Origin of the sequence: Actinoalloteichus sp. GBA129-24, from assembly GCF_001941645.1 — a bacterium.
In the GTDB taxonomy this organism is placed as follows: domain Bacteria; phylum Actinomycetota; class Actinomycetes; order Mycobacteriales; family Pseudonocardiaceae; genus Actinoalloteichus_A; species Actinoalloteichus_A fjordicus.
Genome location: NZ_CP016077.1, coordinates 5,401,450 through 5,420,002, shown reverse-complemented (window position 1 = coordinate 5,420,002; position 18,553 = coordinate 5,401,450). Strand labels below are relative to the sequence as shown.

Annotated in this window: 13 protein-coding genes; 6 read left to right on the top strand and 7 right to left on the bottom strand. The window is 72.4% G+C overall.

Annotated elements, in window-relative coordinates:
• The first annotated feature begins 623 nt into the window (after positions 1-623).
• Together UA75_RS23055 and UA75_RS23050 are read left to right on the top strand one after the other, a co-directional pair.
• Positions 624-1,874, top strand: coding sequence for an AAA family ATPase (locus UA75_RS23055; protein ID WP_198044196.1), 1,251 nt, complete (start codon positions 624-626; stop codon positions 1,872-1,874).
• A 4-nt stretch (positions 1,875-1,878) separates the two neighbouring features.
• On the top strand, positions 1,879-3,333 hold the full coding sequence (locus tag UA75_RS23050) for a tetratricopeptide repeat protein (RefSeq protein WP_075742041.1): 1,455 nt from the start codon (positions 1,879-1,881) through the stop codon (positions 3,331-3,333).
• Positions 3,334-3,362: 29 nt separating this feature from the next.
• Here UA75_RS23050 and UA75_RS23045 read toward each other — a convergent pair whose 3' ends face one another.
• Both UA75_RS23045 and UA75_RS23040 read right to left on the bottom strand, forming a co-directional pair.
• The gene (locus UA75_RS23045; RefSeq protein WP_075742040.1) at positions 3,363-7,460 is read right to left on the bottom strand and encodes a S1 family peptidase; all 4,098 of its coding nucleotides are present in this window, start codon (positions 7,458-7,460) and stop codon (positions 3,363-3,365) included.
• 442 nt (positions 7,461-7,902) lie between these two features.
• Positions 7,903-8,370 carry an NUDIX domain-containing protein gene (locus tag UA75_RS23040; RefSeq protein ID WP_075742039.1) on the bottom strand — a complete coding sequence of 156 codons (468 nt, stop codon included), beginning with the start codon at positions 8,368-8,370 and terminating at the stop codon, positions 7,903-7,905.
• 192 nt (positions 8,371-8,562) lie between these two features.
• Between UA75_RS23040 and UA75_RS23035 the strand changes: the two genes are divergently transcribed.
• Together UA75_RS23035 and UA75_RS23030 are read left to right on the top strand one after the other, a co-directional pair.
• Positions 8,563-9,387 (top strand): MerR family transcriptional regulator, encoded by an 825-nt coding sequence (locus UA75_RS23035; RefSeq protein ID WP_075742038.1) that lies wholly within the window; start codon positions 8,563-8,565, stop codon positions 9,385-9,387.
• A 340-nt stretch (positions 9,388-9,727) separates the two neighbouring features.
• Complete coding sequence (locus UA75_RS23030) at positions 9,728-10,516, top strand: Clp protease N-terminal domain-containing protein (protein WP_232251112.1); 789 nt, start codon at positions 9,728-9,730, stop codon at positions 10,514-10,516.
• 234 nt (positions 10,517-10,750) lie between these two features.
• On the opposite strand, the gene UA75_RS23025 is transcribed toward UA75_RS23030, so the two are convergent.
• Entirely contained in the window at positions 10,751-11,149 is a 399-nt protein-coding gene (locus UA75_RS23025; RefSeq protein ID WP_075742037.1) for an MmcQ/YjbR family DNA-binding protein, read from the bottom strand.
• A 110-nt stretch (positions 11,150-11,259) separates the two neighbouring features.
• Positions 11,260-12,120, bottom strand: coding sequence for an MBL fold metallo-hydrolase (locus UA75_RS23020; RefSeq protein ID WP_075742036.1), 861 nt, complete (start codon positions 12,118-12,120; stop codon positions 11,260-11,262).
• Positions 12,121-12,308: 188 nt separating this feature from the next.
• Between UA75_RS23020 and UA75_RS23015 the strand changes: the two genes are divergently transcribed.
• Positions 12,309-13,052 (top strand): class I SAM-dependent DNA methyltransferase, encoded by a 744-nt coding sequence (locus tag UA75_RS23015; protein WP_075742035.1) that lies wholly within the window; start codon positions 12,309-12,311, stop codon positions 13,050-13,052.
• Positions 13,053-13,156: 104 nt separating this feature from the next.
• Here the strand turns inward: UA75_RS23015 and clpX are convergent, their stop codons facing one another.
• Together clpX and UA75_RS23005 are read right to left on the bottom strand one after the other, a co-directional pair.
• Positions 13,157-14,467, bottom strand: coding sequence for an ATP-dependent Clp protease ATP-binding subunit ClpX (gene clpX, locus UA75_RS23010; RefSeq protein ID WP_075742034.1), 1,311 nt, complete (start codon positions 14,465-14,467; stop codon positions 13,157-13,159).
• 368 nt (positions 14,468-14,835) lie between these two features.
• Positions 14,836-16,071: a cytochrome P450 gene (locus UA75_RS23005; RefSeq protein WP_075742033.1), complete on the bottom strand. Its 1,236-nt coding sequence runs from the start codon at positions 16,069-16,071 to the stop codon at positions 14,836-14,838.
• 105 nt (positions 16,072-16,176) lie between these two features.
• Between UA75_RS23005 and UA75_RS23000 the strand changes: the two genes are divergently transcribed.
• The gene (locus UA75_RS23000) at positions 16,177-17,325 is read left to right on the top strand and encodes a TetR/AcrR family transcriptional regulator (protein ID WP_075742032.1); all 1,149 of its coding nucleotides are present in this window, start codon (positions 16,177-16,179) and stop codon (positions 17,323-17,325) included.
• A 354-nt stretch (positions 17,326-17,679) separates the two neighbouring features.
• On the opposite strand, the gene UA75_RS22995 is transcribed toward UA75_RS23000, so the two are convergent.
• On the bottom strand, positions 17,680-18,534 hold the full coding sequence (locus tag UA75_RS22995; RefSeq protein ID WP_198042822.1) for an NAD(P)-dependent oxidoreductase: 855 nt from the start codon (positions 18,532-18,534) through the stop codon (positions 17,680-17,682).
• Positions 18,535-18,553: the final 19 nt, after the last annotated feature.

The window sequence follows — 18,553 nt, the reverse complement described above, 5'->3', positions numbered from 1 at the left end:
GCTGCTGCACACCCGCAGCAGGTCGACGTGTCGCCGCGAGACGGCGTAGAAGTGTTGGCCCACGACGCGAGTATGCCCGTCGGCCCGCACCGTCGTCGCTCCTTGTAATGAGAATGACATTCTCGCTGGTGGGATGCCCTAGTTAGGGTGGCTAACGGTTGCCATGTCGACACTCTGCGTGAGATGTCGGGGCGTGGTGGTCCTCGGAGCGACACGATCGGCGAGGCCGGGGGCGCGCCCGGCTGCCCCGCGACCGGTCCGGCCGACGGGGGCTCGATGCCCGCCCGACGGACGTGTGCGCGTCCCGGCCCGGCCGGCCTGGCGCCGAGGCGGCGCCCTGCGTCCGACGGCCGGTGAGAATCAGCCGAGCCGTCGTCCGGCCCGGTGTCGGGAATAGGTCGACCATCGAACCAGAACCGCGCGATGTCACAGCCCGCAGCGGAATCACCGTTCGTCCTTATCGGACGAACGTCGCCATTCTCCTTTGTCGCCGGAAAACCACCCCCTCGATCGCGGAGGCGATAAGATCGAAATGCGCGCGGTATTCCTGACGGAGTCCGACCTGTGGGGGTTGATCCGAGGACTCCAATGCCGTTCGCCGACGTCGAGGAGCAGCAGAGACCGTGAACGACTCCGCCGCGCAACGCCAGGCCAAGATCGACGCCCTGAAAGCCGTACTCGGCGTCGACAGCCACGACGACGACGCCCGACTCCAACTGATCGAGGTGCTGATCGACGACGGCCGGACCGAGGAGGCGATGCGCGGGCTGGTGGAGATCCTGGCCCGTGACCCGTCCTCGGCGGCGGCCACCGACCTGATGCGCAGGCTGGTGAGCCCGACACCGGCCGCACCGGAACCGACCGCCTCGACGCAGGCCGGTCCGGCGTCCGGTGCCGCACCGCCGCCCTCGACCGAGGCGGCCTCGCCAGGGCCCGGCGACGCGGAGCGGGTGCCGGTGACCGCCGCCCCGTCGGACCCAACCGACGCCGAGACCCTCGTCGACGTGCGATCCGAGGCCGTACGACTGGCCGACGTCGCCGGGATGGAGAGCGTCAAGGAGCGGCTGGAGGCGGCCTTCCTCGCCCCGATGCGCAACCTGGAGGTCGCCCGCGCCTACGGTCACTCGTTGCGGGGCGGCCTGCTGCTCTACGGCCCGCCGGGCTGCGGGAAGACGTTCATCGCCCGAGCCGTGGCAGGCGAACTCGGCGCGAAGTTCCTGTCCGTCTCGCTGGCCGACGCCCTGGACATGTGGATGGGCGCCAGCGAGAAGAACGTCCGGGCGATCTTCAACACGGCCAGGGCGAGCGCGCCCTGTGTGCTGTTCATCGACGAGATCGACGCCATCGGCGGCAAGCGCGCCGCCATGGCGCACAGCCCGATGAAGAACGTCGTCTCCCAGCTCCTCACCGAGATGGACTCGGTGGACTCCGACAACAAGGGCGTCTTCGTCCTCGGCGCCACGAACCATCCCTGGGACATCGACTCCGCGCTGCGCAGGCCGGGCAGGCTGGACCGGATGCTGTTCGTGACGCCGCCCGACGAGTCCGCGCGGCTGGCGATCATTCGGCTGAACATGCGTGGTCGTCCCGTCGGCAGTCTCGACTACGCCTCGCTGGTGCATCGGACCGAGGACTTCTCCGGCGCCGATCTGACCTATCTGTGTCAGGCCGCTGCCGAACGCGCGATGCTCGACTCGATTCGTACGAATCGGATTCGCGACATCGAGACGTCGGACTTCACCACGGCGCTGAAAGACGTGAAGCCGTCCACCAAGAGCTGGTTTCACGCCGCCCGGCAGGTCGCGCAGTTCGCCAATCACGACAACTCCTATGACGAGCTGATCAGCTATCTGCGTCGTCGCCGGGTGGTGTGACGAGATGGACGAGGATCAGGGCGAACGCGCGATGCTGCTGCTGTCGGCAGGCAAGCACGACGCGGCGATGCGGTTGATCGGCGAGGCGCTGGCCCGCGACCCCGACGACGGCGAGGCCTGGGCGCTGCGTACCTCGGTGCACCTGGCGCGCGGGCAGAACCAGGAGGCGCTGCACGCGGTCCGTGAGGCGCTCGCCGCCTTCCCCGACGACGGCGAGGCCCATGCGCTGCACGCGCAGGTGTTGGTGGAGACGGGGGAGTTCGCCGAGGCCCGGCTCGCCTCGGCCATCGCGGTGGGTCTGTGTCCGGAGGACGCCTGGTGCCACTCGGTTCGGGCGCAGACCCTCGCGCTGGGGATCGTCCAGGGCCTGGACGGGCACTCGGCGGCGGAGGTGATCGCCATGGCCGAGCGGGCCCTGGCGCTCGACTCGCCCGTGAGCCCGGTCGTGGCCGCGAACGTCGGCATGGCCCTGCTGCTGGTCGGCAGGCGGATGCAGGCCGTCGAGATCCTGGAGGCGGCCGTCGCGCGTCACCCGCAGTCGCCGCAGCTGATCACCGCGCTGGGCATGAGTCGGGACCCGGCCGCCCAGCCCGCCCACGCCTGGCGCCTGTGGGAGACGGCCAACTCGCTGGACTCCTCGGCGCTGCGCAATACCAGGGTGCCGATCGTCCTTCGGCTGATGCAGCTCGTGGCGCAGTATCTGGTGCTCGGCGGTGCCCTGCTGGTGACGGCGGGCGTGCTGAGCTGGTTACAACTGAGCGCGGACTGGTCGGCGGTGCCTCGCCTGGTGACCGGCGTCGTCGTCGCGGTGCTGCTGTCTCCCTCGGCCATCGGCCAGCTGACCATGCCCCGGCAGACCCGACGCTTCCTGCGCGACGCGGTCCCCAGGGAACCGCTGTACGTCTGGTCGGGCGGGCTGACGGCGGTGTGCGGGATCACGGCGTCCGTGGTGCCCGCCTCGGTGGTCTGGCTGCCGATCGGCGTCGGCGTGCTGGCCTACGTCACCGCCGTGTGGGCGCAGGTCCGGGTGCGACGCAGCCTGCTCACCGAGGTGCCTGCGAACGTGCTCTCGGTGGGCTCGTGGCGCCAGCAGGAGAAGTCCATGCTCTGGACGGCGGCCACCGTCGTCGTCGTCGTGCTGTTGACGCTGCTGGGCTGGGAGTCCGCCGCCGTCGCGGTGGGGGTGATGACCGCGGCGCCGGTCGCCCTCGTGCTGCTGAGCCTGCCCGCCAACCCCCGCGCCGAGGAGCAACTGCGCTTTCCCGGCCGGATCGCCATCGCCGCCGCGAACGCCTCGATGGCCACGGCGGCCGGGCTGCTGGCCTGGGGACCGGGATCGGGCTGGGGCATGGCGGGCGGCCTGCTGCTCATGCTGTCGTCGGTGTTCTGGGCCGTCGGCCGTCGACAGAATGCGCGGGCGGGCTCCGGCTGGCGAGCATCGAACCAACCGGGATCCTGACCATGCGGGGCATTGACCACGCGGGTCCTCTACTCGCCACGTACCCAGTCGGGCAGCTCGCCCCCGGACTCCGACCGCCAGGCCTCGGCCAGGGCGTCCGGTGCGGCCGAGTACAGCCGGGGCAGCTCCCGGCGTAACGCGGTGTGCGCCTGCTCGATCCCGTCGGCCGTCGCGAGTCGCCAGGCATGCGCCGCCATCGCGCTCGCCGCCTCGGGCCTGCCCACCGACCGCAGCACGGCGGCCCACTCGACGGCGAGGTTCGCCACGGCCGACCGGCCCCGTTCCGGGTGCTCGGCGGCGAGATCGGACCGCAGGAGAAAGGCCCGCTTGAACAGGGGCAGTGCGGTCTCGACCGTGCCTGCCGCACGACGAAGACGCGCCAGCTCGACCAGAGCGACGGCCAGCTCCTCCCGATGCCGCCCGAGCCCGCGATCGGACACGAGCTGCTCCCAGCAGGCCACCGCCTCCTCGGCGGTCTCGGCGGCCTCGGCGGACAGACCCGCCGCGCTGCGACACCGGGTCAGCAGGGACAGCGCATCCGCCAGCTCGTCGCGGTGCCGTCGGGGGCTTCGGCGGGCCAGCCTGGTGCTCAATGCCAGCGCCTCCTCGGCGGAGGTGAGGCCCGCAGGGCCCTGACCACCCGCGATCAGCCAGCGGACCATCGTGTTCATCGCCACCGCCAGTGCGGGCTCGTAGCGATCCGGCTCCCGTTCGCTCATCATCTGGAAGGACTCGACGGCGGCTGCCGCATGGGAGATCGCCACGTCGAAGCTGCCGGAGGCCCCGTAGCAGTCGGCGAGGTGCCTGCGCGCCTCGGAGGCCGAGGGCAGATGCGCCAGGATGTCGTCCTCGCCGAGTGCGTCGGCCAGCTTGCCTGCCTCCTCCGCCGTGTTCAGCGCGGTGAGCAGGTCACCCTGGCGCAGGGCGGCGGCGCTGTGGGTGAGCAGAGCCGACACCAGTCGCCCGCTGCCCGCCGATTCGTCCTGCTCGGCCGGCCGGAGGAAGGCGACGACGCGAGTGATGTGCTCTTCGGCCTCGGCAGGCCGGTCCGCGAGCAGCAGGGCGACGGCCTTGCGATGGATCACCCCGACGATGACGGCGTCGTACCGGTCCGGCCATTCGTCGCTCAGCACCTCGTACAGCGCCATCGCGGTGTCCAGATCGCGCACGGCGTCGTCGGGACTGCCGACCTCGCACAGGTGATCGGCCCGGTCGGTGAGGCACTCGGCGAGCGGCTCCCGGTGATCGCGCGGGTTCTCCCGGTACAGCCCCTCGTACAGGGCGACGGCGCGGTTCGACATGAAGGTGCTCAACCCGTCGTCCGGGGTGTCCTGGAGGATGCGGGCATAGCAGGCCAGCAGCCGAGCCGACACCGGACGATGTCGTGGACCCTGCTCGCCGAGCCCGTTGAACACGGCAAGGGCGCGCTGGATGGCGAGCATCGCCGCCGAGGTCAGCCCGACCTCGGCACAGCGAGCCGCGGTGACCGCGCCCGCCTCGACCAGGTCCACCGCGAACCGGGCCGGGTCGAGGGCGGCCAGGCTCCCGTAGACGGACTCCGCGCGGCCCGCGGCGTCCAGCGCCTCGGAGGCGCGATCGGTGTTGACGAGCTGGACGACCAGCTTGCGCAGCGACTCGGCCAGCACGGCCTGCGCGGCGATCGTGTTCGCGCCCGACGTGCCGCCTGCCGGTGCCGTGGCGTTCGCGGCGGCGGGGTCCGCGTCCAGTGCGTCGATCATCCGGCGGGTCGCCTCCACCGCCGGTTCCGCCAGCGCCAGCGACCGCTCCGGCATCGCCTGGTGCAGCGCGGCGATGAGCCCGTGGTCCGCCTCCTCCCGCAGCACGGCGCTGAGCGCCTCCGCGATCGGCCGGGGATATCGCGCGGAGGGGGCCACCGCGACGGCGGCGACGGCGAGTTCGTGCGGGAAGCTCCTGATCAGGTCGCCGATGCGTCTGCCGAGCCACGGGAAGAACTCCGGATGCTCTGCGGCCCGGGCGATCTGGGTCAGCAGCCGGACCGCCGAGGCGCCGTCGATGCCGGGGATGATCGCGGGCAACAGATCGTTCTCACTGGCGAGCAGCTCACCGAGGAAGTGCTCCATGAGCAGGTCGGGGTGGAAGCCGCCCAGATATCCGTCACTGGCGTCCTCCGGCGGATACAGCGCCCGTGCCCACTGGGCGATCTCCCGGCGGTCGCCTGCGTCGGGCACGTTCATCATCGCCCGTCCGACGAGCGTCATCGCCGTCTCGGCGTCGGCGGGGCGATGCAGCAGCAGTGCGGCGACGGCCCGTTCCCGCAGCGACGCATAGCCGATGCCGCGCTGCACGGCCATCCGATCCCAGTACCGCCGCTCGTGGTCGATGAGGCGCTGCGCGGGATCGGCCGCGCGCGAGTCGCCCGCGAGGACGAGCGACGCCTCGTCCGCTCGGCCGCCGGTCGTCGTCGCGGCGGATCGGGCGGTCCGGCGGCCTCCTGCCGTGCCGATGTCGTGCGCCCGGCCCGATCCGCTCGCGAGAGGATCGCTGCGACCCGGCCCGGGGGCTGTCTCGGCTGCCGTGGCGGCGGGTCCGGACGAGGCGGTGCCGGTGGTCGACACGGCGGTGACCCGCTTCTGCGCCGCGCGCCCGGCGGCCGAGGTCGTCGTGTCGTCGCGCTCCGATTCGCCTCGGGCGGGATCGGCCCGCCCACCGGGGTACGCCGCCGGTCGGATCACCGGGCCGGGGCCGCGATCCGTCGTGGCGGGGACGGTGCGGCCGTCACGCAGCAGCGCCACCAGCGCGGCGATGTGGATCGTGAGCACGCGACCGTAGGCGTCGCCCGCGAGATCCGGTGTCCACTCGGCGGCCGCCGAGTCGACGGAGTGGTGCGGCAGATCCGGTCGATCGGACAGCCGGGCCGCCAGGGCCTGCACCGCCTCGTCGAACGCTCGGCGACGTCCTTCGACGGTCGGTTCCATCTGGGCCAGCGTGAACATCGGCCGGGCGGGCAGCGCGTCGCTGAGGAAGTCCTCCCGGCGGCGCAGGTGCAGCCACCAGTCTCCTGCGGAGCGCGCCAGCAGCAGCAGGCGGACCGGCCGGAGGTCGACGGTGTCCGTCAGTGCCCGGACGAACTCGTGCACGTACTCGACGCGGGTCTCCGCGTAGTCCAGGACGAGCAGCACCGGATGCGCCGTGTCGCGCAGTGCGGCGAAGGGCGTCCGTGCGGCGGGGACGGCGGTGGTGAGGACGCCGCAGACCCAGCCCTGTTCCCGCTGACGATGCAGCAGCTCGTAGGCCAGCCTGGTCTTGCCCTGCCCGCCACCGCCGACGATCAGGGCGACCCGCTGCGCATCGGGATCGGCGCACCAGTCGGCGAGGTCGGCCAGTTCGGCGTCGCGGCCGTAGAAGGGCACCGAGGCGAACTCCGGGCGCAGCAGTGCCACGGGGGAGCTGCGCGCCGAGGGACGCCGCAGCGGCCGGAGCAGCTCGGCCAGCTCGACGGACTCCGCCGTGTCGTCGAGCAGCGACTCCCGCAGCAGCGCCGTGAACTCCTCGTCGGCCAGCAGCGTGGTGATCGGGGTCGCCGAGAGGCGGCGGCCGTCGAACTCCCGCTCATCGAATCGGATCACCCCGATCACCCGGCCGCCCGCGACGACCGAGGCGCCCGACATCCCGCTCCACGGCGACCGTTCCTCGGCGGCACCGCCCGGCCAACTCTCGACGTCGACGACCTGCCTGCCCCGCGTTCCCAGGGTGATCGGGTTGATCCGCCCGTCGAGCTGCTCCGGGGCAGGCTGTCCCGCCTCGTCGTTGAACAGCGGAAACCCGACGGCCGTGCAGCGGACCCCCGGCGCGCGGCCGGTCAGCCTGCCCCAGCGCACGGGCGCGGCGGCGGGCGGCTCGGCAAGCCGCACCACGGCCGCGTCGCAGCCCTCGTCCAGTCGCCGCCACACCGTCGAGCCGCTGCGGGTGCGCCCGAGCCCGCCGGAGTCGTCCAGCAGTCGCACTCGGACCGGCCGGTCGCCCACCACATGCGCGGCGGTGAGGACCAGCCCGCCGCCGACGGCGTAGCCGGAGCCCGCGAGCCGCCAGCGCCCGTCCGACCGACGAGTCCAGATCGCCGCGACGCGCTCCCCGACGACGGTCATGCGCGCGCGACTGCCTGCGGCGAAGCCCGGCGGCGGCGGGTGGCCCGGCCGTGGGGGCCCGCCCGGGGGCGCTGCATCGGCCCGCCGTCGGGATGGCGCGGCGCGGCGGCTTCGGTCGCGCGGCGGGCCCGCATCGGCGGGCGGCGGTCTGTCGTCCGACGGCCGCCTGCTCGCTCATCCGGCGTCCGCGTCAGATCGGGTGTGCCGGTGCTGCCCGGCGGACGAGCCGATGCCGAGGTCCACAGTGGTCCCGAAGTCCACTGTGGTCTGTCGAGTACGACCGAATCCTCGCGCACGGCACGCCTCCCGACCTCGACGACGTCGACCACCGGGCCGTCCGCGTCTCCTCGGCCGCCCACTCGGTCGCGGCTCTCAGCCTAGCCGGCGGGCGGCGGTCAGCGGGCCTGCGCGCGGCGGCTGAAGCAGACCGGGCCGCCGCAGCTCAGGGAGCGAGCCGCTCCGCCAGTCGATCCAGGAACACCCGCTGAGCCGCCACGATCCGTTCTGCGGCCTCGGGGAGCGTGAACCACTGGACGCGATCGACCTCCGGGAACTGCCGGACCCGGCCCGAACCCCGAGGCCATTCGAGGTCGAAGGTGCCGGGCACCACCCGATCCGGGTCCACCTCGCCCGCCACGGCCCACGCGGTCACGATCTTCCCGCCGGACTGCCGCACCTCCCCGAGGGGGAGCAGTTCGCCGGTCGGGGCGGGCAGGCCCAGCTCCTCCTGGAACTCGCGTCGCGCCGCCGCCTCGGGCGGCTCGTCCTCGAGGTACTCGCCCTTGGGCAGTGACCAGGCGCCCGCGTCGCGGCGGGCCCAGAACGGCCCGCCCAGGTGGCCCAGGAGCACCTCGACGTCCGGCCCTGGCGTGCGGAACAGCAGGAGTCCGGCGCTGCGTCTGCCCGTCATCCCGCCGAGTGTGCCGCCTGCGCGGACTCGCCGCGCGTGTGGCGACCGCGTCGGGCGGGCGGGGCGCCGAGGGGACGGGCCGGGGCGTGCCGCCGGGCGGGTGCAGGGTCGTCAGGAGGCAGCAGGCAGCCCGGTGTCCGACACTCGCCACGTGACTCTCACACCGTGTGAGGCCCTATCCCTGAGGTCGTCATGTTCACCATCGGAGACTTCGCCAGGCTCGGCCGCGTGTCGGTGCGGATGCTGCGGCACTACGACGCGATCGGGCTGCTTCGCCCGGCCCGCGTCGATGAGTGGAGCGGCTACCGCTATTACGACGCCGCTCAGCTCGCCAGGCTCAACCGGCTCATCGCACTGAAAGACCTGGGCTTCACGCTGGCACAGGTGGCCGCGATCCTCGACGAGAAGATCGATGTGACCGAGTTGCAGGGCATGCTGCGGCTGCGTCGCGCCGAGCTGGCGGCGGCGGTGGCGGCGGATCGGGCGCGGCTGGCCAGGGTCGAGGCGAGGCTCTTCGTGATCGAGAAGGAGGGACTCATGTCCGTCGACGAGGTACTGGTGAAGCACGTCCCCGCCGTCCGGGTGGCCGAGTTGAGCGCGGTGGCGGAGAGCTACGCCGCGCAGGACATCGGCCCGGTCATCGCGCCGTTGTTCGACGAGCTCTACCGCAGGCTCGTCGAGGAGGATCTGCACCCGACCGGGCCGGGCATCGCCTACTACGAGCCGCTCGGCGAAGGGGTGCGGGTGCACGCGACCTGCCCGGTCGCGGCGGCGGAACCGCGGCCTGCCGCTCCCGGCGCGCTCGCGGTGGTGGACCTGCCCGCAGTCGAGGCCGCGACCATCGTGCATCGCGGCTCGATGACGGAGGCCGACGCCGTGGTCCAGGAGATCGCCCGCTGGATCGAGGCGTCGGGACGGGTCGGCACCGGGTACGCCCGCGAGGTCTACCTGGAGACCTCGGCGGACGAGTCCGCCTGGGTCACCGAGTTCCAGGAGCCGTTGCTGGCCGAGGGCTGACGCCGGGCCGGACGCTACGCCTGCGCTCGACGACGGCAGGCGACCTGCCGTAGTGCGGCGCGATCACATCCGCCAGGGGACCCGTTTCGTCTGAGCGGGTCCCCTGCGCGTGTTCCGGCCGGCTCCGCCGGGAAGACATGACCCGTTTCACCGAGGACGCGACCAGCTCGGTCGAACCTGTCAGGTCGGGTGTCGGGTGGCACCGGCGAGCGGCAGGGCGGCGAGGGAGCCGCCGTGCGGCGCAGATCGAGTGCAACCTCGTTCTCCTGCGGACTCGTCGGAGCCCCTCCTTGTTTATAACCCCTAGTGGGGTTATAACTGGGGTCATAGTCTTCGAGAAGTGACGAGGGTGATCGTGATGCCGAAGATCAATATCTATCTGCCGGACGAGCTGGCCGAGGGGGTCCGGGAGTCCGGCATCCCCGTGTCGGCGATCTGCCAGCGGGCGTTGGAGACGTCGGTGCGGCGGGTGAACGCGATTCGCGGGACCGTGCTGGACAACCTGGACGGGGACGATCCGACGGCTCGGCTGTCCCGGTTCACCGATCGTGCTCGCACGGTGATCTCGCTGGCGATCACGCGGGCCCGCGAGCAGCGCGCCGCGACCGTCGGCACCGAGCACCTGCTCGGCGGAATGCTCGCCGAGGGCGGCAACCTGGCGCTGCCGGTGCTGCGGGTCATGGAGATCGAGCCCGATCGGATCGGGCGGGAGTTGGAGCGGGTCTCGGCGACGGTCGGCGACGGTGCCGAGCGGCCCGCCGCGCTGCGGTTCAGCGGTTCCGCCGCCAACGCCCTGGAACTGACGGTCACCGAGGCCATCGCGCGGGGACACGACTACGTCGGCTGTGAGCACCTGCTGCTCGGCCTGGTCGCCGAGTCCGACGGCGCGGCGGGGGAGGTCCTCCGGGGGCTGGGCGTCGATCTGCGGTCGACCCGCCGGGCGGTCACCGCCGCACTCACCGGGTATGTCCATCTGCGTGCCCAGACCGCAGCGAACGCGCAGGCGGCCCCGGCCTCGGCGGACGTCGGCGCCATGCTGGCCACGGCGGTCCGCCATGAGCTCCGGCCGATCCTCGACCGGCTCGACCGCCTCGAACAGCGGGCCGACGTTCCGGCGACGGAGGATTGATGTCTACTTCGGACAGGAGTGGACGCCGTCCAAGCTTGGTTCGATCGACTCGGACCGTTGCCACGCCCGGATGATTCGGCCGCCTGAAGTCGCCTCGGTCCGCCTTGACGCAAAATGCGGCGAGGCGCGGTTGGCGGCTGGATCGACGTCGTCGAAGACACGCTGGACTGCCGGAAGGCCGTCCCCGGTCCGTCTCGGCGCCCTGCGGCCGCGTGTCCTTCGACGCCGGGGCGGTCAGCCCGCCGCCGGGAGCTGCGGCACGTCGTCGCCGAGGACGGCGCGGAGGCGGTCCCGATCGGCCTTGCGCAGTCCGGCGACGACCCGCTGGTAGGAGTGCACGGTCATCTCCACCAGCTCGTCGTCGGGGACCGTGCCGTCCAGGAGGATCGTGTTCCAATGGCGCTTGTCCGTGTGGTAGCCGGGCGTCACGCTCGGGAACTGCGCGCGCAGCTCCACGGCGAGGCTCGGTTCGCACTTCAGCGTGATCCGGGACGGCTCCTCGGCGGGCCCGTCGGCCAGGATCGCGAACGACTTCTCGGCGACCTTGTAGACCAGTGCGCCGGGGCCGTAGGGCTGCGTCTCGGTCGACTCCGGGAACCACAGTGCGATGTCGATGAACTCCTGCGGTGTCATGTGCGGCGGCCCTTCGGCGACGGTCGATTGTGGACGGCGTCCTCGGTGTGACGAGTGCGGCGGAAACGAGACGGCGTCGCCCCGCGCTCGACGTCGCGACCCGCCGACTTTCACTCGCCGTCGCGATTGTGGACGATGAAGTCCTCGAAGCGGTGGACGCCGGGACGCCCGCCGATCTCGACGACCGCGCGACGGAGGTCGCCCAGCTGATCGACGGTCATCGCCAACGGCGGCTCGGCAGGCTGGTGGGTGGTGCCGCGCGGATAGTCGATCCCCGGCGCGGTGGTCATCTCGATGTGACAGCCGAGGATGCGGGTCACCGAGCGTCGGGCGCAGAACTCCGTGAGCCGGTCGACGGTGGCCGCGAAGGCAGGCCAGTCCTCGACGTACAGCCTGCCGGGATAGAAGGTGTCCCCGGTGAACAACAGCCCGGTGTCGCGATCGTGGAACACGACGGCGGCTGCCTGGTGGCCCGGTCCGGGGATCACGTCGATCAGTCGGTCGCCCAGGTCGAACTCCCCGGTGGTGGCAGGCCAGTCCCGGAGCCGGAAGAAGCCGACGACGTCGGCCAGTTCCCGGCCCACGATCGTGGTGTTCGGGCGGTCGACGAACTGCGTGTCGGCCGCCACGTGGTCGCCGTGACCGTGGGTGTGCGCGACCACGAGGGCGTAGTCGGGGCGATGTCGGATCCGATCCGCCAGCAGGGAGTCGATCACCCGCCGCAGGGGGAAGTGCTCTGCCGCCTCGGTCGCCCCGGTGTCGAGGAGCAGGGCCCGGTCCGCCCCGAGGAGTAGGAACAGGAACGGTGCCTCGAAGTGCACCGACATGTTCTGCCGCAGGATGACGGTGCGCTCGTCGTAAGCGTGCACCTGGATCTCCGGAGCCGGATCGTGCTTGGGCGACGGCCAGCCCGCATGCCAGCGGACGTCGAGGTCTCCGCTGGTCGACGCGGGCTTCGTGACACGGCTCATCCGCGCACGGTATCCCGCAGGCGCCCGGTTGCGGTACCGGACGGCGGCTCGGTCGGGCGGGACGACGGTCGAACCACCGGCAGGTCCGGCCCCGTGGCCGCGCCGCAGGCGTCCCGGCCCGCCGTGGACCCTGTCCACGGCCGTTAATCGCTGGTGCGGGCGATGGGCGGTATGACAGCCTCAGCCGCGTGGTCGATCACCAGTTCGCCGATGCCGGTCTCGCCGCGCTCTACGACCGGCAGTACACCTGGGAGCGCCGCGGCGACTTCGGCTTCTACCTGCCGTTGGTGCTGGCCGCCGATGCGGTGCTCGACGTCGGCTGCGGAACCGGCACTCTGCTGCACCGGGCGCGCGACGAGGGCCACACCGGGCGGCTCTGCGGCCTCGACCCCGCCGCCGGGATGCTGGCCCAGGCCCGCACTCGCGAGGACGTGGAGTGGATCGAGGGCGACCTCGGCTCGACGTCGTGGGATCGCGAGTTCGACCTCGTCGTCATGGCAGGCCACGCCTTCCAGGTGTTCGTCACCGACGAGGAGCTGCGCAGCTCGCTCGCCGCGATCCGCTCGGCGCTGACCGAGGGCGGCCGGTTCGCCTTCGAGACGCGCAATCCGTCCGCCCGCGCCTGGGAACGGTGGACGGACGAGTACGTCCGGGAGATCACCGGCCCGACCGGCGCGACGATCCGGACCTGGAACCAGGTGGACACCCCCGTCGACGGCCGGACGGTCAGCTTCACCACCACCTTCGCCTCCTCCGACCGTGCGGAGCCCGAGACGAGCCGGAGCACGCTGCGCTTCCTGGACGTCGAGGAGTTGGCCGGTTTCCTGACCGAGGCGGGGCTGGTCGTCGAGGAGCAGTTCGGCGACTGGGACCGCAGCCCGGTCACCGAGCAGAGCATCGAGATCATCACCTTCGCCCGTCGGGCGGGCTGAGGAGAGGCGGCGCCACTGGCGCCGGGTCTTGGTCTGGCGCCGGGTCTCGCGGGCCTCGGGCGCCTCGCCGGTCTCGGTGCCCGGCGCCCGGCGCCCGGCGAAGGTCAGGCGGAGCGGTCGTGTCGCTCGGACCAGAACGCGGGCCGCGATCGGGACCGCAGCGTCGGATCGACCTTGGCCAGCACGGTGTCTCGGGTGATGACCACCGTGGACACGTCGGCTCGGCTCGGCACCTCGTACATCGGGTCGAGCAGGACCTCCTCCAGGATCGCCCTGGCCGCGCGGGCGCCGGTGCCGCGCAGCAGCGCCTGCTCGGCGACCGCGTGCACGGCGTCCTCGGTGAACTCCAGTGTCACGCCGTCGATGGCGAAGAGGCGTCGGTACTGCTTGATCAGCGCGTTGCGCGGCACGGTGAGCACGCGGGCCAGCGCGGCGGTGCCCAGCGGCTCGAGCAGCGACACCACCGGAATCCGGCCGATGAACTCGGGGATCAGCCCGAAGCGCTGGAGATCGGCGGGCAGCACCTCGAGGGGTGCCCTCGCCTGCCGGGGGCGGATGTCGACACCGAAGCCGAGGCCGCCGCCGGACCGCGACTCGACGATCCGATCCAGCCCGGTGAAGGCCCCGCCCAGGATGAACAGCACGTTGCTCGTGTCGAGTGCGACACGCTCGTCACCCGGCCGCCCGCGTCCGCCGTGGAGGGGGACCTCCGCGATCCGGCCCGCCAGCAGGCTCAACAGCGCCTGCTGGACACCCTCACCGGAGACGTCTCGCGTGGTCGACGGATGCGCACTCCGCCGGGCGATCTTGTCGATCTCGTCGAGGTAGACGATGCCGTTCTCCGCCCGCTCGACGTCGCCATCGGCGGCCCGGATCAGCGCGGCCAGCATGGTCTCCACGTCCTCGCCGACGTAGCCCGCCTCGGTGAGGGCGGTGGCATCGGCCATGGCGAACGGCACGTCGAGCGCGCGGGCGAGCGTCTGGGCGAGATGAGTCTTGCCGCAGCCGGTGGGGCCGATCAGCAGGACGTTCGACTTGCCGAGTTCGACGGTGTCCTTCTCGGCGGCATGACGTCCGACGGAGGCCGTCCTCGCGTCGATCCGCTTGTAGTGGTTGTAGACCGCGATCGAGAGGACCCGCTTGGCCTGGTCCTGCCCGACCACGTACTGATCGAGCAGCGCGTGGATCTCGTGCGGCCTCGGGCGGGGCGGTGCACCCGCTGGCCTGCCGTCGGGCTCGACCGGTCCGACGCCGTCGCGGGCGGACTCCGCGTCGTCGGCGACCAGCTCGGTGCACTGCTCGACACACCCGTCGCAGATCGCCACGCCGAGCGGTCCCGCGATGAGCCGTCGAACCTGTCGGCGGCTCTTTCCGCAGAACGAGCAGGTCGGCAGCTCCTCGCTGATCTCAGGCACTCGGGCGCGTCTCCTCGGCTGGGCGGGTCGGGTGGGGTCGTGGGTGGTCGGGGCCGGGCCGGTGTGGACGTCGGCGCTACCGGCGCCGCCCGGGTACGACGTTGTGGGGCCTGCCCGACCTCGGCCGTGTTCTGCGCCCGGCCTCGGCGCCCGGCCGCCGTGATCCCCTCGGAGCGGCGGAGTGCCGCAGCGACGTCGGTCCGGCACGATCGTCGACCGGCAGGCAGCACGCCCGCCGCGCCTCGGCGGCTCAGGGGTTCTTCTGTCGCGCGGGGGCCTGCACGGCGATCTGCGGTGTCGTCGCCGGTCGCCAGCACTCCGTCCTGGCTCCTGCCGGTCGTCGTGCAGCTCGTCCACGCCGTTCCCGCTCACGACGGAGCGGGATCGGCGACAGGCGCCCCGAGCGTCACGGGCAGGGCGGCCAGTCGCCAGTTGCCGGGATCGGGCACGCGCTGCGGGGTGCCTGCCGACGCCAGGTCGGGGAATCGCCGCAGCAGCGCGCCGAGCGCGACCTCGGTCTGCACGCGGGCGATCGACGCCCCGAGGCAGAAGTGCGGACCGTGCAGGAAGCCGAGGTGTCCCGCCGCGCCCGGCGTCCGCTGGAGGTTGAGCCGGTCGGGGTCGGCGTACACCCGAGGATCGCCGTTGACGGCCGCCAGCGCCGCCGTCACCCGGTCCCCCCTGCTGATCAGCGTGCCGTGGATCTCGACGTCCTCCCGTGCCTGCCGGGGGATCGCCAGCAGCTGCGGGCCGCACCAGCGCGTCAGCTCCTCGACGGCGCCGGGCAGCAGTGCGTCGTCGGCGCGGAGCGCGGCGAGCTGCTGCGGGTGGTCGAGCAGGGCCGCCACGGAGTTCGCCACCAGGTGCGTCGGGGTCTGGCCCGCGAGCACGACATTCCAGATCAGGGTGACCAGCTCGACGTCGTCCAGTCGGTCGCCGTCCTCGGACTGGGCACGGAGGAGATCGGAGACCAGGTCGTCGGCGGGCTCGGCGCGTCGCACCGCGACCGCCGCCGTCGCGCCCTCGACGATGCCGGGGATCGCCTCGGCCAGCCCGGCACCGTGACCGGCGGCGATGATCGCGCCGTACTCCCGCCACCGGGGCCGGTCCGACTCCGGGATGCCGACCAGCTCGCAGATCACGTCCATCGGCAGCGGCCGGGTGAAGTGCCGTTGCAGGTCCACGGTGCCGTCCGCGACGTGGTCCGGCAGCTCGTCGAGCAGACGGTGGACGATGCGCTCGATCCTCGGCCGGAATCGCGCCGCGCGCCGCGCGGTGAACGCGGGTGCCACCAGCCTGCGGAGTCGGTGGTGTTCCGGTCCCTCCAGCTCCTGCATGGTCCGCAGGTAGGGCAGGTATTCCTCGGCGACGGCCGGTCGATGGGCGAAACTGCCCGCATTGAGCTCGAATCGCGGGTCGCTCAGCATCGCCCTGGCGCCGTCGTGTCGCAGCAGGGCCCACATCGTGCCGAGTCCGGGGATCAGCAGTCGAGCCAGTGGTGATCGCTCGCGCGCCGCCCCGTACCGGGACCAGGGGTCCCGCATCAACTCCGGATCGGACAGGTCGATCTCGGGGATGCGGTCCTGGGCACTGACGGCTGCCATGCGCGCTCCAATTTCAGATGCTTCAATCAGATGTTCTCATCATATACATGCCGTCGGTATCTTGAACCGACGGGCGAACGACGGATCGTCGGGACGAGGAGCACGATGGCCAGGCTCAACCGGGCGGAGATGCAGGAGCGCAACCGGGCCAGAGTGCTGGCGGCGGCGCGCGAGGAGTTCGCCGATCGCGGGTTCCGCGACGCGAAGGTCGACGCCATCGCCGAGCGGGCCGAGCTCACCCGAGGCGCCGTCTACTCCAATTTCCCCGGCAAACGGGCCCTGTACTTCGCCGTCCTGGCCGAGATCGCCGGGCAGCAGCCCGCACCGTCCTATCAGGAGCCCGGCCGCACGCCCCGCGAGGCGCTCGGCGCCCTGGCCCGCGCCTGGGTCGCCCGACTTCCGCTCGCCGACACCGAGGAGCCCCACGGCTCGGCACGGCTCGGCATGGAGCTGTTCTCCGAGATCCTCGTGGAGCGGCGGACCAGGCAGCCCTTCGCGCAGCTCATGCAGCTGGACGCGCTCCTGCTGGGGCTGGCGCTGGAGAACCTGACCCGCAAGGATGTCGCCGCGCGACGACCGGCGCTGCGGGGTGCGCGACCGGGCAGGCTGGTGCGGGTGGCGGAGACGGTGCTGACGACCCTGCACGGCGCGAGCCAACTCGCCGCCGCCGCTCCCGGCTTCCTCGAACCGTTCAACGTCGTCAAGGCCTGTGAGCAGGCGGTGGATCTCGATCTCGACGACGGCTGGACGGTCCCGCCGTTCCTCACTCAGGCCGAGCCGGTCGACGCCTCGTGGTCCCCTCCTGCGTCGATCGACCTGGTCCGGGACGTTCCCGCCGAGTTCGGCGACGGGGTGGTGGCCGTGCTCGGGCTGCATCGCCTCGCCGCCGCCGAGGACGCCGTGCGTGCCGTGCCTGCCGGTACGCGCGTCACCGCCGTGCTGGTCACCGGGGAGACGGGCGAGTTGGCGCCGTTGGCCAGGCTGGTGCTCGCGGACCTGGCGGGCTGCCTTCGGCAGGCCTTCCCCGAGTCCGCGTGGCCCCGGCTCCAGGTGGTACTGGACGAGTCGGGCGCCCTGGCCTCGGCCGCCGGAGTGCCTGCGGTCAGCGACGGGACCGAGATCGCCGTCCGGATCGAGTCCGGCCGGATCGTCGCCCGGGCCGACGGCCGAGGCGCCTGCCACGTCGTCGCCGCGCCCGACGACTCGCGGCACGGCGGGCCGGGTGTCGAGAGTGGTCCGCCGTCCTGGCTGTGACGCTCTCCGTCGTCGTGATGACCGAGGGCGTGAGGCAGGCTGGGTCTGGTCGGGGTGGCGCTGTCAGCGGGGCCGGAGGCCGCGACCGTCGATGCTGGCCTCGGTCGCAGCGGATGACCTTGCCGCTTGCGATGACGTGCCTCCTGCGGGCTCGCCCCCGACGGGGTTTCGCATGACGGAATCCCCGCGCGAACTCCGCCCTGCGGTAGCCACGGCGGCCTGCCCGCATCTCGGCAGCGCACGCAACGGGGCCGCCACCCGCCCTCAGCCTCGGAGGAGGCCGAGCCCGGGAGTCACCTCGTAGGCCGGACCCCATCGGCAGGCACGGACGATGTCGAGCCCGGCCGACGGCGCTCACCGAGCCTGGAAGTGCTCCACCAGCCGCGAGTAGCTGTCGTCCGCGTGACCCGCGTCGAGCGCCCGGCCGACCAGGTCCAACGTGTACTCCGGCAGTTCGTGGTCGATGCCGCGTGCCCGGCTCTCCCGGACCAGGTCCTCGATCGACGGCAGGTGGTGCCGCAGCGCACCGTACGGCGTGGCGTACTCGCCCCGGTCTACCTCGGCGGCGATCGACGGCAGGGTGGCGAGCAGCGCGGACACGGAGGGTGCCGCCTGCTCGAGGAATCGGGTGACCTCGATGCCCTCGTTCGACAGCAGCGCCGCCGCGTGCAGGAATCCGTTGAGCGTGCCCCACATGGTGCCGTGCACGGCCATCCCGTACAGGGTCGGCACTCCGGCGTCGGCCGAGACCAGCGTTCCTCGACCGGCCAACAGCGCCAGCTCCGACCGATGCCGCTCGTAGACGGCCGCCGAGCCGCCGTAGAAGATCACCGACTCGGCCCGGCCGATGCCGGGTGCGATCGTCAGGATCTGTCCGTGCAGGTACTCCGCACCCTGCTCCGCAGCCCAGCCGGCGACCGCCCTGGCCTCGGCCGAGGTGCCGTCGGTCAGGTTCACCACCGCCCGACCCACCAGATCCGCACCCGCCGATTCCAGGATCTCGCGTGCGGTCGCGTTGCCCTTCACGTTGACGATCACCAGCGGAGCGGCCGCGACGGCCTCCCGAGGTGTCGCGGCCTGCCGTGCTCCCCGCTCGACGAGCGCCCGGGCCTTGGCCGCCGTGCGGTTCCACACCGTGGTCGGGTGCCCACCGCGCACGAACGCCTCGGCGAGCGCCGTGCCCATCTCGCCGAGACCGAGCACGGTCACGGACGAGAATGGGCCGGGC

Excerpts from the sequence above, each read along its gene's own strand:
- UA75_RS23020 (WP_075742036.1), bottom strand. The coding sequence starts at position 12,120 with ATGAGCCGTGTCACGAAGCCCGCGTCGACCAGCGGAGACCTCGACGTC.
- UA75_RS23005 (WP_075742033.1), bottom strand. The coding sequence starts at position 16,071 with ATGGCAGCCGTCAGTGCCCAGGACCGCATCCCCGAGATCGACCTGTCC.
- UA75_RS23000 (WP_075742032.1), top strand. The coding sequence starts at position 16,177 with ATGGCCAGGCTCAACCGGGCGGAGATGCAGGAGCGCAACCGGGCCAGA.
- UA75_RS23045 (WP_075742040.1), bottom strand. The coding sequence starts at position 7,460 with ATGACCGTCGTCGGGGAGCGCGTCGCGGCGATCTGGACTCGTCGGTCG.
- UA75_RS23025 (WP_075742037.1), bottom strand. The coding sequence starts at position 11,149 with ATGACACCGCAGGAGTTCATCGACATCGCACTGTGGTTCCCGGAGTCG.
- UA75_RS23040 (WP_075742039.1), bottom strand. The coding sequence starts at position 8,370 with ATGACGGGCAGACGCAGCGCCGGACTCCTGCTGTTCCGCACGCCAGGG.
- UA75_RS23050 (WP_075742041.1), top strand. The coding sequence starts at position 1,879 with ATGGACGAGGATCAGGGCGAACGCGCGATGCTGCTGCTGTCGGCAGGC.
- UA75_RS23035 (WP_075742038.1), top strand. The coding sequence starts at position 8,563 with ATGTTCACCATCGGAGACTTCGCCAGGCTCGGCCGCGTGTCGGTGCGG.